This window comes from Oceanidesulfovibrio marinus, from assembly GCF_013085545.1.
Lineage (GTDB): Bacteria > Desulfobacterota > Desulfovibrionia > Desulfovibrionales > Desulfovibrionaceae > Oceanidesulfovibrio > Oceanidesulfovibrio marinus.
Window position 1 is genome coordinate 2,294,048 of sequence record NZ_CP039543.1, and the last position, 17,250, is coordinate 2,311,297.

At 62.6% G+C, this 17,250-nt stretch carries 14 protein-coding genes; 5 read left to right on the top strand and 9 right to left on the bottom strand.

Annotation, left to right across the window (positions count from 1 at the left end):
- Positions 1 to 14: 14 nt before the first annotated feature.
- The 4 genes from E8L03_RS10255 (at position 15) to E8L03_RS10270 (ending at position 4,192) form a co-directional block, all read left to right on the top strand.
- Positions 15 to 482: a MarR family winged helix-turn-helix transcriptional regulator gene (locus tag E8L03_RS10255; protein ID WP_171267287.1), complete on the top strand. Its 468-nt coding sequence runs from the start codon at positions 15 to 17 to the stop codon at positions 480 to 482.
- A gap of 44 nt (positions 483 to 526) precedes the next feature.
- A complete protein-coding gene (locus E8L03_RS10260; RefSeq protein ID WP_171267288.1) occupies positions 527 to 1,348 on the top strand; it encodes an EFR1 family ferrodoxin in 822 nt (273 codons plus the stop codon).
- A gap of 11 nt (positions 1,349 to 1,359) precedes the next feature.
- On the top strand, positions 1,360 to 2,199 hold the full coding sequence (locus tag E8L03_RS10265; RefSeq protein WP_171267289.1) for an MBL fold metallo-hydrolase: 840 nt from the start codon (positions 1,360 to 1,362) through the stop codon (positions 2,197 to 2,199).
- A gap of 181 nt (positions 2,200 to 2,380) precedes the next feature.
- Positions 2,381 to 4,192, top strand: coding sequence for an ABC transporter ATP-binding protein (locus E8L03_RS10270; protein WP_171267290.1), 1,812 nt, complete (start codon positions 2,381 to 2,383; stop codon positions 4,190 to 4,192).
- Positions 4,193 to 4,392: 200 nt separating this feature from the next.
- Here the strand turns inward: E8L03_RS10270 and E8L03_RS10275 are convergent, their stop codons facing one another.
- The gene (locus E8L03_RS10275; protein WP_144305969.1) at positions 4,393 to 4,764 is read right to left on the bottom strand and encodes a hypothetical protein; all 372 of its coding nucleotides are present in this window, start codon (positions 4,762 to 4,764) and stop codon (positions 4,393 to 4,395) included.
- Positions 4,765 to 4,916: 152 nt separating this feature from the next.
- The gene (locus E8L03_RS10280) at positions 4,917 to 5,204 is read right to left on the bottom strand and encodes an HU family DNA-binding protein (RefSeq protein ID WP_144305970.1); all 288 of its coding nucleotides are present in this window, start codon (positions 5,202 to 5,204) and stop codon (positions 4,917 to 4,919) included.
- A gap of 252 nt (positions 5,205 to 5,456) precedes the next feature.
- Between E8L03_RS10280 and E8L03_RS10285 the strand changes: the two genes are divergently transcribed.
- Positions 5,457 to 6,068, top strand: coding sequence for a MerR family transcriptional regulator (locus E8L03_RS10285; protein ID WP_171267291.1), 612 nt, complete (start codon positions 5,457 to 5,459; stop codon positions 6,066 to 6,068).
- 113 nt (positions 6,069 to 6,181) lie between these two features.
- Here E8L03_RS10285 and cydB read toward each other — a convergent pair whose 3' ends face one another.
- The 7 genes from cydB to E8L03_RS10320 all read right to left on the bottom strand — a co-directional run bounded on the left by cydB (position 6,182) and on the right by E8L03_RS10320 (position 17,232).
- Positions 6,182 to 7,198, bottom strand: a complete 1,017-nt coding sequence (gene cydB, locus E8L03_RS10290) for a cytochrome d ubiquinol oxidase subunit II (protein ID WP_171267292.1) — start codon at positions 7,196 to 7,198, stop codon at positions 6,182 to 6,184.
- A gap of 30 nt (positions 7,199 to 7,228) precedes the next feature.
- Entirely contained in the window at positions 7,229 to 8,533 is a 1,305-nt protein-coding gene (locus E8L03_RS10295) for a cytochrome ubiquinol oxidase subunit I (protein ID WP_171267293.1), read from the bottom strand.
- 336 nt (positions 8,534 to 8,869) lie between these two features.
- A complete protein-coding gene (locus tag E8L03_RS10300; RefSeq protein WP_171267294.1) occupies positions 8,870 to 9,844 on the bottom strand; it encodes a quinone oxidoreductase family protein in 975 nt (324 codons plus the stop codon).
- Between the two features lie 214 nt (positions 9,845 to 10,058).
- On the bottom strand, positions 10,059 to 11,270 hold the full coding sequence (locus E8L03_RS10305) for an FprA family A-type flavoprotein (RefSeq protein WP_144305975.1): 1,212 nt from the start codon (positions 11,268 to 11,270) through the stop codon (positions 10,059 to 10,061).
- Between the two features lie 176 nt (positions 11,271 to 11,446).
- A complete protein-coding gene (gene rd, locus E8L03_RS10310) occupies positions 11,447 to 11,608 on the bottom strand; it encodes a rubredoxin (RefSeq protein ID WP_144305976.1) in 162 nt (53 codons plus the stop codon).
- 203 nt (positions 11,609 to 11,811) lie between these two features.
- Entirely contained in the window at positions 11,812 to 14,163 is a 2,352-nt protein-coding gene (locus E8L03_RS10315) for a methyl-accepting chemotaxis protein (RefSeq protein ID WP_144305977.1), read from the bottom strand.
- A 66-nt stretch (positions 14,164 to 14,229) separates the two neighbouring features.
- The gene (locus E8L03_RS10320) at positions 14,230 to 17,232 is read right to left on the bottom strand and encodes an AIR synthase-related protein (protein ID WP_171267295.1); all 3,003 of its coding nucleotides are present in this window, start codon (positions 17,230 to 17,232) and stop codon (positions 14,230 to 14,232) included.
- Positions 17,233 to 17,250 lie beyond the last annotated feature (18 nt).

The window sequence follows — 17,250 nt, forward strand, 5'->3', positions numbered from 1 at the left end:
CTTACAAACAAACCATGGGCGATGAGAAAATGCGGTTCAATCAGATGTTGGAAGCGTTGATGGCATTTGTCGACGCTATCAACGCAAGCCATTCCAGAGGGGTGCGTTTCGGGACGGATATCCGCATTCATCCGGCGGAAATCCACACCATCGCCGCCATAGGCATGAATCAGGGAATCAGTCTGACCAGGCTTGCCGAGAATCTGAAAATTTCCAAACCCACCCTCTCGGAGCGCATCAAAATTCTCGTGGGAAAAGGCCTGGTGGAAAAGCGGAAGAACCCCGAAGACCGGAAAGCGGTGACCCTCTGGCTGACCCCGGAGGGCAAGAAGGCAGACCAGCACCACACCCTGCATCACGAAGAGTTGTACGCGACCTTCCGCCAGTACTTCGGCGAGGAATCATCGCAAAAAATCGACCTGTTCACCCGAAGCTTCCAGGAACTCATGTTGTTCGGCAAGGATGCCGACGGCCACGACTGATCTTTTTTTAACCAGATTGTTAGCATCACTAACAAGGAGGCGCTATGAACATCGCCATCGCGTTTTTCTCTGCCACAGGCAATACCAGGGCCATGGCCCGGATCATCCGGAACAACTTCAAGGCCCTTTCCGCCAAGGTGGACCTTCATGATGTAACCGTTCCGGCTGCCAGACAAAAGGGCGTTGATCTGTCGGCTTACGACGCAGCCGTCTTCGGCTCCCCGGTCCACTCCCTTCGCGCCCCCCAATTGATGCGCGACTGGCTTGCCACCCTGGACGGGAATGGCATGCGCTGCGCCATGTTCTTCACCTTCGGCGGGTTCATGGCCCATCCCGCCCACCACTCAACCGCCGAGATACTGAAGCGCCGCGGTTTCACGGTGGTCGCGTCGGCGGAGTTTCCGGGCAAGCACACCTACAACCTGGGCGGCTGGCGTGCTTTTCCGGACCGCCCGGACGACAGAGAACGCGACCTCGCCGCCCGGTATGCAGAGGCCGCGTACAACCGCTTTGCCGGGAACGATCCTGGCGAGCTCTCCGACCTGCCCCAGGGGCCTTTCAGCGAGGCGGAGCTGACGCACTTCGAGTCCTTCAGGTTCAAAATGGTGAGCAAGCTGCCCACCAGGGATGGAACCGAGTGCAGCCTGTGCGGCCTGTGTGAGGAAATCTGCCCGTCCGGCGCCATGAACCACGCCACCGGTATAGCTGATCCCCACGCCTGCATCGCCTGCCTCGGCTGCGTGGCCGCCTGCCCGGAAAACGCACTCGTCATCAACAGCACCAGGGAGTCCTGGCAGCCCAAGCTCTCCATGAGCAACACCACCGAGGCGGAGCTCAACGCCCAGACGGGAAAAATCTATCTGTAAGAGAGAGCGGTATGGAAACCGGGTTTTTCCAATTCACTGTCGGCAATCTCCAGTGCACCCTCATCACCGACGGGAAGCACGCGTATGCCGATCCAAAAGCATTGCTCTTCCCGGACGCTCCGGAGGCAGAGCTCGCCAGCGAGCTTGCGATGCACGGTATATCTGCCGACAACTGGCCCTGTTGGGTGAGCGACTATACTTGCCTACTGATCGACACCGGAAAGCGTAAGATTCTGCTGGACACCGGAGCGGGCGAGATGCTCCCCGAGGCCGGCAAGGTGGTGGAGAACATGCGGGCGGCAGGCATCAGCCCGGAATCCGTGGATTGCGTACTGATATCCCACGCCCACCCCGACCACGTAGGCGGCGCCGGCTATTTTCCGGATGCAAGGATTGTCATGAGCCACAGGGAATGGCAGTTCTGGACTGGAAGTCCGACGCTGCCGCGCCTGCCGGATGACTTCAGAAACCTGCTGACGGGCATGGTCTCATCCCTTCTCGCCCCGCTGCGAGAGCGGGTGGAGCTGGTGGACGGCGACACGGAAATCGCGCCCGGCATCCGTCTGGTCGAAGCGCCTGGACACACGCCCGGGCACATGGCTCTGCTCGCAGCTTCCAGGGGAGAACATCTGATCTACGCAGGGGATGCGGTGATCCACAAAATCCACATCCGCAACCTGCAGTGGAGCCCCCTTGTGGATGTCCTGCCGGACGAGTCGACACGGACGAGAAACCGCCTGTTGTCCGAAGCTGCCGACAACCGCGCGGTCTTTGTTGGTTTCCACCTGCCGCACGCGGGAAAAATTTCCAGGGATGATGCCGGCTTTGCATGGCACCAACTTGTTGTCTAATAGACCACCCCATTGTGCGCTGGCCTGTATTTGCAGGGGGCGCCTGCTCTGCGCCTCCCCCGTCTGCTCGTGGTTTCGGGCATTTCATATGACGAGTCCCTAAGCGCGGCGGCAGGACGCCTTCAGCACCACGCATCATTTTCCTTTGCCCTCACTCGGCCCTGCGCGTTATTCTGCATAGATGCGACTCCTTCCTCACTTCGATCCATCCCTGCTTTTCGGCAAGCACCTCTGGCGCATCTTCGCCTTTGCCAGACCGTATCGGCAGCGCATCACCCTGGGGTTGGTGTTCAACGCCTTTGCCAGATTCTTCGACCTGCTGCCCCTCGTCATCGTGGGCCGGGTGGTGGATGCGGTGAACGCCTCGGCATCCGGCTCCCGCGCCATCGATCCCTGGGAGTTCCTGCTCTACGGCGGTCTCGTGCTGGGAACCTTCCTCTGCCTCGCGCTGTTCCAGTCCTCCTCGGACTACCTGCTGGACTCCATGGCCCAGAAGGTCCGCCACGACCTGCGCACGACCCTGTACGAGCACCTGCAGACCCTGGACATCGCCTACTTCGAGGAACGCCAGACCGGCGACATCCTCGCCGTGGTCTCCAACGACGTGGACAACCTGGAGCGGTTTTTCTCCGACGTGACCACCTCCATGGTGCGCCTCGTCATCACCTTTGTGGGCACCTTCGGCTTCCTGTTTTATCTGGACTGGCGGCTCGCCCTGCTGCTGATGGCGCCGCTGCCCTTTGCCTTTCTGGCGGTACGGTTCTTCGCCACGCGCGTCTCACCCCAGTACCGCGCGGCGCGCCAGGCCGTTGGCTCCATCAACTCCATGCTGGAGAACAACATCCAGGGCATGGGCGTGATCCAGGCCTACACGGCTGAGGCGCACCAAGCCGAGCGCATCCGCGAGGAATCGGCCGTCTACCGCGACGTCACGGTCCGCGCCGCGTTCGAGCGCGCCCGCTTCGTACCCCTTCTGTACACCATCGCCGGCATCGCCTTTGCCCTGCTCATCGCCGGGGGCGGCTACCTCACATTCGCCGGGCTCGGCCCTTCCATCGGCGATTACGCCTCCTTCATCCTGCTGGCCATGCGGCTCGTGCTGCCGCTCTTCGTCTTCGGCATGCTCATCAACCAGATTCAGCAGTCCGAAGCCTCGGCGCGGCGCATCCGCGAGATCCTGGCCGTGCAGCCCAGCATCCGTGACGAGCCGGACGCCATCGTGCTGACAAAACCGCCGCAGCGCATCGAATTCGACAAGGTCTCGTTCACCTATCCAGGCCGGGACCGCACCATCACCAACATCTCCTTTGCCATGGCGCCGGGGCAGATGATCGGCGTGGTGGGCCCCACAGGCGCGGGCAAGTCCACGCTGGTCAAGCTACTGCTGCGCTACTATCAGCCGGGTTCAGGCGAAATCCTGGTGGACGGCGCGCCCGTGCACCGCATCGACATGGAGAGCTACCGCCGGCAGGTGGGGTACGTCTCACAGGACGCCTTTCTCTTCTTCGGCACCGTGGCCGAAAACATCGCCCTGGGCGCGCCCGAGGCCTCGCGCGAGGCTATCGAGGAGGCGGCCTCCATTGCCGGGGCGCACGAGTTTATCACCAGCTTGCCCCAGGGATATGAGACGCCGGTGGGCGAACGCGGGCTCAAGCTCTCCGGCGGCCAGCGCCAACGCATCTCCCTGGCGCGGGCCGTGCTGCGCGACCCGCCGCTGCTCGTGCTGGACGAGGCGACCTCTGCCGTGGACACCCGCACCGAGGCGTTGATCCAGGAGAACCTGCGCACTTTCCGCAATCGCCGTATGACCCTGGCCGTGGCGCACCGGCTATCCACGGTCCGCGCCAGCGACACCATCCTCGTGCTGGTGGACGGCGTGGTGGTGGAGCACGGCACCCACGAGAGCCTGGTGGCCCAAAACGGGGCCTACGCCAACCTCTGGGCCGTGCAGAGCGGAGAGGCGACGCAGAACAACGGCACCGGCGGACACTGACGCGCCGCAATGCCGATCAACAACCGGAACGCAATCCGAAAGAATTGCAATGGGCCATATGCGCCAGGCGTTTGAATTCCACAGCGACGGCTGCGCTCCAAAGAATCTTCGGAATCGCTCGCCAGTGAACAGGAAACGGCTGGGGCGTAGCGTAGATACTGGCCAGCCGGTCGTGGAGGCGCTGTTCGCCTTTCGGCGAATCAGCTTTCTTCGGTTTCGACGATGGCGGCAACCAGGCGTTCCAGCTCGTTGGGCTGGCCTTCCTCGTAATCGTCGGGATAAAGCAAGTTCGCCATATAGAAAAGGCTGTTCAGCGAAAGGGCCTGGGATGCGCGCTGGGACATGCTGCTGGCCGCTTTTCTGGCGCGCGCCAAACCCGGCGTGGTCTCTTCGGCGGGCAAGGCGTCGATGCCGGCCGGAAGGTCCTCCAGCAGCTCGCATTTGGCCTGGAGCGCCTTGCTGTGCGCGTCCCTGTCGTCCCTGTCCAGGGCGGCTTTGGCTTCGGCTTCATACGTACGGACGGCTTTCGCCGTGTCATCGAGCAGTGCGGTCAAGGCATTGGATATGGGCATGACGTTCTGGCTTTGCGCCGTTGCCGGCTTTGCAGGATTGGGAACGGCACATGGAACAGGCCGTTCGCGTGGCGGGGCGCCATGGGCGCGGTCCTGGAAAACGAAAGGGCCGGCGCCGCTCTGTGACGGCGCCGGCCATATGAAGAACTCAGCTACTTGTTCAGCGATTCCTTGAGGGTCTTCGCCGGATTGAAGCGAATGACCCGTTTGGCCGGAATACGGATGGTGTCGCCGGTCTGGGGGTTGCGGCCGGTGCGGGCGGCGCGCTTGGTCAGGCTGAAGGTGCCGACGTTGGGCAGGCGGATGCCCTGATCCGACGAAATGGCATCGCCAAGGATCTTGCAGAACGCGTCAAACGCCTTGTCCGCACTGACTTTCGTGGGGAACACTTCAGGAAGCGCTTCACGCAGCGAATCAACAAATTGAGCCTTGGTAAACATGGATCCCTCCTTTGGATATTGAAAACGGATATATTTCCCCCCGATGTACGGCCAAAGACCGTTGTTCATGATTCTATGGCAAGCAAGTGTGGCCCTTGTCAATGGCTTCAAGCCGCTGAACGCTGATTATTCCTGAGCTCCGGGCATCTCGCATGCTATTCTGTAGTTACGGTCTTGCCAGAAACCGTCATTGCGGTTACTGTAACACCAGGTCTAGAGTATTTCTAATACCTTTCCCATCGGAGCATTGCCATGGCCGAACCAGAAGCACGGCCCCATGATCCAGGGCTGCTGACCATTGCTGAGATAGCCAAGCGTTACGATCTTCCTGAATCCACGGCGCGGTACTACTGCAAACGCTTTCTGGATTTTCTGCCGCACTCCGGCCACGGCAAACGGCGCCGCTATCGCCCCGAAGCCATGGATGTCTTTGCGATTATTTTGCCTGAGATGAAAAAACGCAAGGACGCGGCAGCCGTGGAAGCCGTGCTCGAAGAATCATTTTCCCGAGTCGTCGTGGATAAGTCAGACACCGAGAGCGCCCTGTCGCACAGGGGCTCCGGCGCCGTCTTTGCCGCGGACATCGACGGCGCCGCCTTCATGACCGCCATCGAACGCCAGAACGAGGCGCTCCAGGGCATCGCTTCAGCCCTTGCCAGGTTCGCCTCGGCCCAGGGCGAGATCAAAGCGCTCAAGGAGCTCGTGGCCCGGCAGCAGAACGCCCTGGAGCGAATGAGCAACGAGCTGGCGCGCATCCGCAGCCTGCAGGACGACGCCGAGAGCACCCACCAGCAGGATATGGAGCAGCTCCGTCGCCACCTGGGCCACCTGGCCGGGGAGCTTCACAAGGCGCAAAGCGAGTAGCCCCGGACATATTTCGCCGGCAAAATGCCGGCCTCCCTCTCCTCCACACGAGAAAGCCCCCGTCGTCGGTTGTCCGGCGCGGGGGCTTTCTTATTGGCTATCAGGTGAGCCGGCTAGTAGTACAGGTCCTCGTCAGTCTCCAGCTTATAGCTGAAGTGCTTGTACACCCAGAGCTGGTAGATCAGCACGATGGGCACCATGACCAGGGCCACGCCGAGCATGATCTGCAAGGTCAGCGTGCTGGAGGACGAGTTGGTGATGGTCATGGAATACGCCGGGTTCAGGCTGGACGGCAGCAGGGCCGGATAGATGCCGGCAATGCCGAAGAAGGCCACGCAGAGGATGAACAGGCCGGACCAGAGGAACGCCTGGGCCTGCTTGTTCTGGCCCAGGGCCATGCGCGACAGCAAGAGCCCCACCACGGCGCCGATGGGAATGAGGAAAAGCACCGGGTTGGCCAGGTAGTTGTCATAGAGCTTGGTGAACACGGCGGAGAAGAAGAGGAACACCACCGCGCCGATGGCCACGATGAACCACAGCCCGCGGGCCGTGGCCTTGGCGCGTTGCTCCATCTCGCCGGAGGCCTTCACGGAGAGCCAGAGGCTGCCGTGGAAGCAGAACACCAGGACGAAGACGATGCCGCCGATGAGGCCGTAGGAGTTGAGCAGGGACAGGAGGTTGCCCTCGTTGACGCCCTGGGCGTCTATGGGAATGCCCATGAAGATGTTCGCAAAGGCCACGCCCAGCAGCAGCGCGGCCAGGAAGCTGCCCAGGAAGTGGCAGATGTCCCACAGCCGCTTCCACCTGGCGGTCTCGCCCAGATGGCGGAACTCGAAGGTCACGCCGCGGATGATGAGCGCGAACAGCAGCAGGAGCAGCGGCGTATACAGGCTGCTGAAAAGCACGGCGTAGGTGCCGGGGAAGGCGGCGAAGGTAACGCCGCCGGCTGTGATCAGCCAGACCTCGTTGCCATCCCAGAACGGGCCCTGGGCGTTGTACATGATGCGTCTGTCACGCTCGTCCTTGGCCAGGAACGGCATGAGCATGCCGATGCCCAGGTCGAACCCGTCGAGGACGAAGTAGAGGGCCCAGAGGACGCCCCAGAGTATGAACCATATTGTCTCGAGCATGTGTCTGTACTCCTTGTGCGCTTGATGCGCCTAGTGCGTTACGGGTCCGCGCTCGGCGACGCGCTTGAGCAGATAAACTTCGGCGAATCCCAGCAACGTGTACAGCAGGGTGATGGCGACGAGGGTGATGGCCACCTGCGATGTATCGATGGGTGAGACCGCATCGCTCGTCCGCATCATGCCGTAGACGATCCACGGCTGGCGTCCAACTTCGGCCAGGGTCCAGCCCGCCTCCAGGGCGATAATGGGCAGGGGTATGAACCAGATGAGCAGCCGCGCAAACCATTGCTTGTCGGGCAGCTTGTCACGCCAGAACCAGGCAAGCAGGCATACCAGCGGGAAGAGCGTGCCCAGGCCAACCATGAGCCGGAAGCTGAGGAAGGATATCCATACCGGCGGCCGGTCTTCCTTGGGGAAGTCCTTGAGGCCCACGACCTCGGCGTCGGGATTGCTGTACGCCAGGAAGCTCAACAGGGACGGGATACCCAGAAGCTCCACGCTGTTGCGCTCGTTCTCCGGATCAGGGACCGTGATCAGGTACATGGGCGCGTTGGTCTGGGTCTCCCAGTGGGACTCCATGGCCGCCAGCTTGGTGGGCTGGGTCTTGGCCACCTCGTTGCCGTGCAGGTGCCCCTGCGTGGCCACCAGCACGGAGAAGACCAGCGCGAAGACCAGCCCGATATTGAAGGAGCGCCTGAAGAGCGAGACCTCGTTCTTCTTCATCAGGTGGTAGGCGGAAACGCCCAGCACGAAGAAGCCGGCGGTCATCCACGCGCCGAAGAGCACATGCAGGAACTGCTGCCAGGCAAACGGGTTGGTAATAACGGCGATGAAGTCTTCCAGTTCGGCCCGTCCGTTGCGCATCACGTACCCCACCGGATGCTGCATGAAGCCGTTGGCCATGATGATCCAGAACGCCGAGACGTTGGATGCGATGGCCACAAGCCAGATAGTGACGGCGTGGAACTTCTTGCCGATCCGGTTCCAGCCGAACACCCACACGGCGATGAACGTCGACTCCAGGAAGAACGCCGCCGTCGCCTCGATGGCGAGCAGGGAGCCGAAAATGTCGCCCACATAGGCGGAGTAGCGGGACCAGTTGGTGCCGAACTGGAACTCCAGGGTGATGCCGGTGACGATACCGATGGCGAAGTTGATGAGGAACAGCTTTCCCCAGAACTTGGTCATGCGCTTATACTCTTCATCGCCCGTCCTGACGTATTTTGTCTCCATGATCGCGATCATGATGGACAAACCCAAAGTAAGTGGGACGAAGATGAAGTGGAAAAAGGTCGCCACCGCAAACTGCAGCCGCGATAACAACAGGGCATCCATATCTCTCTCCTTGACTATTCGAGTGGCTGAGCAAAAAAACCGCGCTGGCCCCTCCACAAACGTCGTCCCTGCGGACGGGACGAACCTCCACGATAGGGCCTGAATACCCCCTTTATTACTTTTTGGAAAGGAAAGATGTTTCTTTTCTGACTTCTTTTCGTAGATCCATGCGCCGCCACCTCTCCAGTGTCCATCTCAACACCCTGGACTATATACAGATTCGTATTGTGCAAAGCAGAACTGCACGGGGCGGCGTTCGGGTAGAAATAAACTATTGTCCATTCCGGCCATCCGCCCCGGCCGACACGATACAGACCGGGGCGGACGACAGACAGATTACGGTATGAGCACCGTGCTGCCTCTGGTCTTTCTGCCTTCCATATCCCTATGCGCCTGGGGCACGTCGCTCAAGGGGTACTCCTGCATGATGCGCATGGTCACGACGCCGGCGGTCACCACGTCAAAGAGGTCTTTGGCGTGGGCCAGCAGATCCTCGCGTTTTCTCGTGTAGTCCATCAGGCTGGGCCGGGTGAGGAACAAGGAGCCCTTGGAAGAGAGCAGACGCAGGTCGAACGGCTCGATGTCCCCGGAGGACTGGCCGAAGGGGACGATGGTGCCCATGGGCCGCACGCAATCCAGCATCTTGAGGAACGTCGCCTGACCCACCGAGTCATAGGCCACGTCCACGCCCTCGCCGTTCGTCAGCTCGCGCACGGCAGCCACGAAGTCTACCTCCCTGTATAAGATGGGATGATCGCAGCCGTTCTTGCGCGCCGTCTCCGCCTTTTCCTCCGAGCCGACCAGACCGAGAACCGTGGCGCCCAGATGCTTGGCCCACTGGCAGAGGATGGAGCCCACGCCCCCGGCCGCCGCCGTGATCAGCAGGGTTGTGCCGGGTCCCACCGGGTAGCAGCCCTTGAGCAGGTAGCGGGCGGTCATGCCCTGGAGCATCATGCCTGCGGCGTCGTGCGTGGAGATGGCGTCCGGCAGCGGCACGAGCCTGTCCGCCGGGATGCAGCGCACCTGGGCGTAGGCGCCCAGAACGCCGGCGTAGGCCACCCTGTCGCCCTCCTTGAGCTCGGTCACGCCCTCGCCCACTTTGTCCACGATTCCTGCCCCTTCCATGCCGATTACCGCCGGCAGCGACGGCAGCGGGTACAGACCGGTGCGGAAGTAGACGTCGATGAAGTTCAGGCCCACAGCCTCGTGAACGAGCCGCACTTCGCCGGGGGCCGGCTCGCCCGGGTTGTGCTCTTCCCAGTGCAGCACCTCGGGTCCGCCTGTCTCATGGATAACTATCGCCTTGCTCATGGATATTCTCCTCGTCCTGCGCGCAGCGCGCGCCGGGTTCATGGTGTTACCGACCAAAATACCACACCGGCGCCGCTCCTGTCTGCGCCATTGGCAGCACAATCGCCCTTTCCGCGCCCGCGGGACATGGAGCCATCCTGAAAATACAAAGAAAAAAGCCGCCTCCATATACACGGAAGCGGCTTATTGCATTCGGGTCGTTGTGTCGCGTGTGCTAGGCGCCGACCTTTTCCTTGAGCGCGCGGCCCAGATTGCGGCCCCACTCCGAGGCTTGCGCCAGCATCTCGTGCGTGGGCGCGTTCTTGAAGCGCAACGGGTCCTGCGGCATCTCGATGCCCATGCCTTCCATCCAGTCGGTGAGGATCTTGGTGGACTCGCCGGACCAGCCGAAGGAGCCGAAGGCGCCGCCGATCTTGTTCTTGGGCTTGAGGCCCTTCATGTACTGCAGCGTGGCGGCTACGTAGGGCAGGATGCCGTTGTTGTGCGTGGGCGAGCCCACGACTACGGCGCCGGCGTCCATGACCTCGGTCATCACCGCGCTGTGGTGGTTCTGCTTGAGGCCCAGCAGATGCACGGAGACGCCCTCCTCCTGCAGGCCCTGGGTGATAGCCCCGGCGAGCTGCTCCGTGGAGTGCCACATGGTGTCGTAGAACACCACGGCCTTCATGGTCGGCTTCTGCTCTGCAAACTCCTGGTAGCGCTTGAGCGCGTACTGCACATCGTCGCCGCGGAACATCAGACCATGATCCGGGGCGATGAGATCGATCTCCAGGCCGAGCTCGGTGACCAGCTCCAGGGTTTTGAGCACGATGGGCGAGAACGGCAGCACGATGTTGCCGTAGTACTCGCGCATCAGCCGGTCCACCAGCCCGCGATCCACCTCGTCCGCATAGCGTTCCGAGGAAGCGATGTTCTGGCCGAAGGCGTCGTTGGAGATCAGCATCTTCTCTTCCGGGATGTAGCTGAACATGGAGTCCGGCCAGTGGAGCATCTTGGTTTCCACGAACTCCACGGTGCGCTTGCCCAGGCTCAGGGTCTCCCCGGTCTTCACCACTTCCACAGGCCAGTCTTTGTACTGCGGGAAGTAGGTGCCCATGGCCTTTTCGCACATGGGCGAGCAGAAGATCTTCTCCGGCTTGCAGGCGGCCACCAGCTCGTCGAGGCTGCCGGCGTGGTCGGGCTCCAGGTGGTTCACTACGATGTAGTCAACCTGCTCCAGGGAATCGAGCACATGGCTCATGGAGCACATCAGGGAGCCGGCGAACTCGCGCTTCACCGTGTCGAAGAGCGTTACCTTCTCATCCTTGACCAGGTAGGCGTTGTAGGTGGTTCCCCAGGGAGAACGGGAGTAGCCGTGGAAATCCCTGGAGGCCCAGTCGACAGCGCCAACCCAGTAAATATCGTCACGTAACTTCAATGCACGCATTTGCTTCATCCTTACGTATGAGTCTGGAAGACTATTGAAAAGCCCTCTTTCCAGCAGACTGTTCAAAAGTCACGCTGGCAAGGCGCAAGAAAAAGTTCAAGGCCATAGGGTGCTCATGCGTGAGGCTCTGAACTTTTCGCCGCACCATCAGCCAGCGGGAGATATTCAACAGCTTGCTAGGAGGCTTTCGAGAACTCGTCTTTGGGAGCGCCGCACACAGGGCAAACCCAGTCGTCCGGGATGTCCTCGAAGGGGGTGCCAGGCTTCACGCCGTTGTCCGGATCTCCGGCTTCGGGATCGTATTCATAGCCGCAGATATTGCAGATATACTTGTCCATACGGTGTGTCTCCTTGTTCTGAAAGGCGTTTTGCTCGTTTCGTTGTACGTTAAGCGCGAGCCCCACGGCAGCGGCTCTCCAAACCGCACGCCGGCGCACCGTCCAAAGGCGCAACGCGAGCATATGCCCGCAGGCTCGAATATTCAGGGTACACCCTTTGTTGGGGCAGTTCAATCACATCTTGGGAAAAATTGCACATGAATTTAACGCCTCTTGAGGGAGTGCACCAGCCGTTCCAATTCACTCGGCCCCAGACTCCACGGCGTGTTGAACTGGATGCCCACAAGCCGGCCGCCGGCCCAGCGCACTTGCGCGGGAACCGTTTCCGGCACGCCCGACCCCTTGGGCATACGCGGCAGGAAGGCGACCGCCTCCTGGTCCATCAGCGTTCGCGTACTTTGGGTTGCCTCCAGCCGCGCGCCACCAGCCGATATGTTGATCAGCTTCATCTCCACGGTGCTGCCGTCCACGCGCACGCCCACGGTGTGGGTGATGCCCGCGCCGGATACGTCCAGACGGCTGTGTGAGCGCCGGTCCTCCCGGAAGAGCTCCACCAGGCTGGCCAGGTTGCCGGCCATCTCCGAGACCCGGGTGATGGCGTCGTTGGCTTCTTCGATGCGCCGCGCTCCTTCCTGCGACAGGTTGTTGATGCGCGAGACGCTCTCATTGATGCTCTCGCTGGCCGAGGACTGCTGCTGCGAGGCCCCTGCGATGGACTGGACCTTTTCCGCGATGGAGCCGGCCTGCTCCAGGATCTTTTCCAGAACATTCCCGGCATTCTCCGCGCGGGTGGAGCTCTCCTCCACCATATCCTTGGTCGCGCCCATTTCCTGCACCGCGTCGCGGGTGCCCTGCTGAATCTCCACGACCACGCCCTCCACCTCCTTGGTGGCCTGCATGGTCCGCTCTGCCAGCTTGCGCACCTCGTCCGCGACCACGGCAAAGCCCTTGCCGGCCTCGCCGGCCCGCGCCGCCTCGATGGCCGCGTTCAGCGCCAGCAGGTTGGTCTGGTCGGCGATCTCGTTGATCACGGCGACAACGGCGCCGATGTTCTCGGCCCGGGTGTCCAGCGTGGCCAGGGCGCCGGCAAGCCGCTCCGCCCGCTGGGCCACCTCGCGGGTGGTCTGCAGAGTGGACTCCACCTCCTTGCCGCCCTGATGGGCCACGTCGCGCGCCTGCTCCGAGGCGCTGGCCACCTCGCCGGCGTTGTTGGCCACATGGAACACCGTGGCGTTCATCTGCTCCATGGAAGCGGCCAGGTCGTCGGTCTGCCGGGCCGTGCTGTCCACGCTCCCGGTCAGCTCGTCCATCTGCATGGAGAGCTCTCGCGCCGCGTCGGCCAAGCTGTGCGCCACGTCCATGACCTGCTCGGCCACCTGCTGGAGATTCTCGCCGTGCTGGCGGATCTTCTCCTTGTCCGCCTCCTCCTGGGTCAAATCCATCATCACGCCGATGGCGCCGGTTACGCGGCCTTCGGCGTCGCACAGCGGGGAAAGCTCGTAGCGCAGGGGCGTAACCGTGCCGTCGTCCTTCTTGAAGCGGATGAAGCCCGAGCGCACGCCGCACTCGGTGAGTGACTGCTCGGTCACGTCGCCGCCTTCGGGATCGCGGAAGTACTCACCGGCCTTGCGGCCTTCGAACTGTTCGCACGAACCGGTGCCCAGAATGTTGGCCAGCGGCTTGTTGCAGAAGGTGATGACGCCATTGCCGTCCGCCACGTAGAGCGGCACGATGATGCCCTGGAGTACGCCTTTGTTGTACTCCAGCTGGTCCTTGATGGCGACGACCATGGATTCGAGATGATGGCCGAGCTGGGCGAGCTCATCCGAGCCGCGGGAGTCGAAGCTGATGTCCAGATCACCCTTCTCCACCCGGCCGGCCGTGGTCATGAGGCCGCGCACGCGATCCATGACGCCGATGCGCAGCAGGAAGTAGAGAAGCACCACAAGGGCGGCGAGGCCGGCAAGGGAGATGGCCCCGCTCTTGATCTGCTGGCCGTGCATGGCGGCCATGGCCGGGGAGATGTCCTGCATCACCACCATGGCGCCCAGGCTCTTCCTGTTAGGGCCATGGCAGTGGTGGCAGGCCTTCTCGTTGCGGATTCTGCTGACCTCCAGGAAGTACGGGGTATCGCCCAGCGGCATGACCCGCCCGTGCGTGTACACCTCGTCCGAGTCCTGCAGCGATTCCTTCAGGATGGCGTTCAGGGCGTCGGACTCGACCACTGCGTTCACGTCCTTGCGCAGCGTCTTGTCCTCTGTGGAGTAGGTAATGTTGCCGTTGAAGTCCGTCAGATAGGCGCGGACATCGGCGAACTTCTTGTGAATCCGCTCGAACTGTTTGGTGGTTGCGGCATTGTTGCCGACGGACATGGGCTCACTGATAGCCTCGAAAATGAGCGAAGCGGTCTTCTCCGCCCCCCGGCGGATGATCTCGAGATTCGAGGTGCGCTGCCAATAGGAGTTGGCGAAGAACAACCCGCCGAACGCGGCGAGCGACACGAGACAGACGAGAAGCAGAACCTTGGCGCCGAGCGACTTTTTGAGGCTGAGCATGCACGCGCTCCCTGTCTGGGCTATCTGGCTGTTGGCTTATTCGTGAACCGTGGTACGTTCTCCCAATTACCAGTTGAGGGTTTCTTTCCAGGCCCGGGTCAGCTCCGCCACGGGCTGTTCGAGCACCTTGGCGCCGGCCTGGGAGATCACGAGCGCCCCCTCGCCCGTTACCTCGCCGATGCGCGCCATGGCCTGTCCGGCAAAGATCTTCTCAAAGGCCGGCGCATCGTCCGGCCGCACCGTCACCAGCAGACGGCTGTGGCTTTCGGAGTACAGCAGCGCGGCAGCCGGCATGCCAGCGTCGATGCCCGCGCGCGGCACCATATCGAGATCGATGGTGGCACCCAGCCGTCCGGCAATTGCCATCTCGGCCAGGGCCACGCCCAGACCGCCGTCAGAAAGATCGTGGCAGCCGCTGATAAGCCCGGCCTGTGCGGCCTGGAACACCGAGCGGTAGCGCTCCCGCGCCTCCACTGCCGCAACCTGGGGCACGGAGTCGAAGCTCAGGCCCAGCTCCTCGGCCAGCTCGCTCATGCCCAGCTCCGGCCGGGTGGTTCCCAGCAGGTAGATGGCGTCGCCAGGGCGCTTGAAGTCGGACGTCAGCGCTTTGGAAGAATCCGGAATAACGCCTGCCACGGTGAAAAGGACCGTGGGCGGGATGGAAATCTTGCGGCCGCCGCCCATGTAGTCGTTCTTCATGGAGTCTTTGCCCGAGACGCAGGGCACGCCGTAGGCCATGCAGAAATGCGCCAGGGCGCGGTTGGCGCGCACCAGCTGCGCCAGCTTGTACTCGCCGTCCGGCGTCTTCTCGGACTGCACCGGGTCGCACCAGCAGAAGTTGTCTACGCCCACCATGTGGTCGATGGTCGCGCCCGTGGCCACGGCGTTGCGCACGGCCTCGTCAATGGCGCCGGCCATCATCCAGTAGGTGTCCAGGTCCGAGTAGCGCGGGCAGATGCCGTGAGCCAGCACCAGCGCTTCCTGGCGGTCCAGCAGCGGACGCATCACGCCGGCGTCCGAAGGGCCGTCCGCCTCCACGCCGGTCATGGGCTTGACCACGCTGCCGCCCTTCACCTCGTGGTCGTACTGGCGGACGATGTACTCCTTGCTGCAAATATCCAGGCGGCCGAGCATGCGCCGCAGCATCAGAGCCTGGTCGCCCACCGTTTTCAGCGATTCAAGGCCGGCGTCCTGCACCGCCGGCTTCTGCCAGCGGGCGGAAAGCTCCATCTGCGGCACGCCCTCGTGCAGGAACTCCATGGACAAATAGGCCACAGGCTTGCCGCCGTAGGTGATGTGGAAGTAGCCGGAGTCGGTGAACTCGCCCAGCACCGTGGCCTCCACGTCCATCTCCTCGGCCAGGGCCATAAAGGCGTCCAGTTTGTCCTGGGGCACGGCCAGGGTCATGCGCTCCTGCGCCTCGGAGAGCAGAATCTCCCAGGGCTGGAGACCGTCATACTTGAGCGGGGCCTTGGCCAGGTCGAGCGTTGCGCCGCCCGGGTCCTCGGCCATCTCGCCCACGGAGGAGGACAGGCCGCCGGCACCGTTGTCGGTGATGGCGCTGTACATGCCGGCGTCGCGCGCCCGCATCAGCAAATCGTACATCTTGCGCTGGGTGATGGGGTCGCCGATCTGCACGGCCGTGGCCGGAGACTCCTCGGTGAGCTCCTCGGAGGAGAACGTGGCTCCGTGGATGCCGTCCTTGCCGATACGGCCGCCCACCATGACCACGGCGTCGCCGGGCTTGGCCGCCTTCTCGTGGCTGGGCTTGCCGGCAATGGTCATGGGCATCATGCCCACGGTGCCGCAGTAGACCAGGGGCTTGCCCAGGTAGCGTTCGTCGAAAACAAGAGAGCCGTTGATGGTGGGGATGCCGGACTTGTTGCCGCCGTGCTCCACGCCTTCGCGCACGCCTTCCAACACGCGCCGGGGATGCAGCAGGCGCGGGGGCAGCTCGCCATCGTGGAACGGCGAGGCAAAGCAAAACACGTCCGTGTTGCAGACGAGATTCGCGCCGATGCCCGTGCCCATGGGGTCGCGGTTCACACCCACAATGCCGGTGAGCGCGCCGCCGTACGGGTCCAGGGCCGAGGGGCTGTTGTGCGTCTCCACCTTGATGCACAGGCTGTGATCCTCGGTGAAGCGGAAGACGCCGGCGTTGTCCTTGAACACCGAGAGGCAGAAGTCCTTGTCGCCCAGGCGCTCGCGGATAACGCGGGTGGAGTCCATGATGTACGACTTGAACAGGCTGTTGACCTGCTCGCGCTGGCCGCTCTCAACGTCCTCGTAGTCGATGGCCGCGGTAAAAATCTTGTGCTTGCAGTGCTCGGACCACGTCTGGGCCAGGCACTCCATTTCCGCGTCCGTGGGCTCGGAGCCCAGGCCGGCCGCGGTGCGGTCCTTCTGGACCTCGGACTTGGCGTAATGGTCGCGGATGGCGCGCATCTCCTTGAGGGACAGCGCCAGGACATGCTCCTTGCTGAAGGCCATGAGCTCGTCGTCGCTCATGGACGAGATGGCCGCCGTGACCACGGTGTCGTCCGCCTTGCCGGAGACTCGGGCCGCCTGGGCCTGGAAGCCGGGCTCCTTTGCCCACTCCCCGGCCGACTTCACGGCCGTGCGCTGGATGAGCTCGTTGGCCAGAAGGCCGGAGGCGATGGACTCCGCCTGCTCGCGGGTCAATGTGCCGCGGACGGCATACTGCTTGGACGTATAGACGCTGAGGCTCTTCTTGCGATCCTGGGTAAGGTCCAGGGCCAGGGCGATGGTCTCCTTGGCCGTGCGGCCCTCGTTGTCCGTCACACCCGGCTTGAAGCCCACCTCCAGGCACCAGTCAAAATCGCTGGCCACGGGTTCGAGCGATGCCACGTGCAGCACCGGGTCGTGCAGCGCGGAACCGGCGATGAGTTCGTCGATCTCGGCGGGCTCCAGCCCTTCCACGGTGAATACTGTGGCGACGCGTGCGTCCTCCACGGTCAGCCCCAAAAATTCCTTGATTCGCCTGACGGTCTTATGGCCCATGGGGTCCACACGGTCGGGCCGCATGGCGACTTCTATACGTTGCAGCATGAAAGCTTGTCTCCAGAT

Coding starts and splice junctions, on each gene's coding strand:
- E8L03_RS10315 (WP_144305977.1), bottom strand. CDS start 14,163: ATGCTCAGCCTCAAAAAGTCGCTCGGCGCCAAGGTTCTGCTTCTCGTC.
- E8L03_RS10275 (WP_144305969.1), bottom strand. CDS start 4,764: ATGCCCATATCCAATGCCTTGACCGCACTGCTCGATGACACGGCGAAA.
- E8L03_RS10300 (WP_171267294.1), bottom strand. CDS start 9,844: ATGAGCAAGGCGATAGTTATCCATGAGACAGGCGGACCCGAGGTGCTG.
- E8L03_RS10265 (WP_171267289.1), top strand. CDS start 1,360: ATGGAAACCGGGTTTTTCCAATTCACTGTCGGCAATCTCCAGTGCACC.
- E8L03_RS10280 (WP_144305970.1), bottom strand. CDS start 5,204: ATGTTTACCAAGGCTCAATTTGTTGATTCGCTGCGTGAAGCGCTTCCT.
- E8L03_RS10255 (WP_171267287.1), top strand. CDS start 15: ATGGGCGATGAGAAAATGCGGTTCAATCAGATGTTGGAAGCGTTGATG.
- E8L03_RS10270 (WP_171267290.1), top strand. CDS start 2,381: ATGCGACTCCTTCCTCACTTCGATCCATCCCTGCTTTTCGGCAAGCAC.
- E8L03_RS10305 (WP_144305975.1), bottom strand. CDS start 11,270: ATGCGTGCATTGAAGTTACGTGACGATATTTACTGGGTTGGCGCTGTC.
- E8L03_RS10295 (WP_171267293.1), bottom strand. CDS start 8,533: ATGGATGCCCTGTTGTTATCGCGGCTGCAGTTTGCGGTGGCGACCTTT.
- E8L03_RS10285 (WP_171267291.1), top strand. CDS start 5,457: ATGGCCGAACCAGAAGCACGGCCCCATGATCCAGGGCTGCTGACCATT.
- E8L03_RS10320 (WP_171267295.1), bottom strand. CDS start 17,232: ATGCTGCAACGTATAGAAGTCGCCATGCGGCCCGACCGTGTGGACCCC.
- rd (WP_144305976.1), bottom strand. CDS start 11,608: ATGGACAAGTATATCTGCAATATCTGCGGCTATGAATACGATCCCGAA.
- cydB (WP_171267292.1), bottom strand. CDS start 7,198: ATGCTCGAGACAATATGGTTCATACTCTGGGGCGTCCTCTGGGCCCTC.
- E8L03_RS10260 (WP_171267288.1), top strand. CDS start 527: ATGAACATCGCCATCGCGTTTTTCTCTGCCACAGGCAATACCAGGGCC.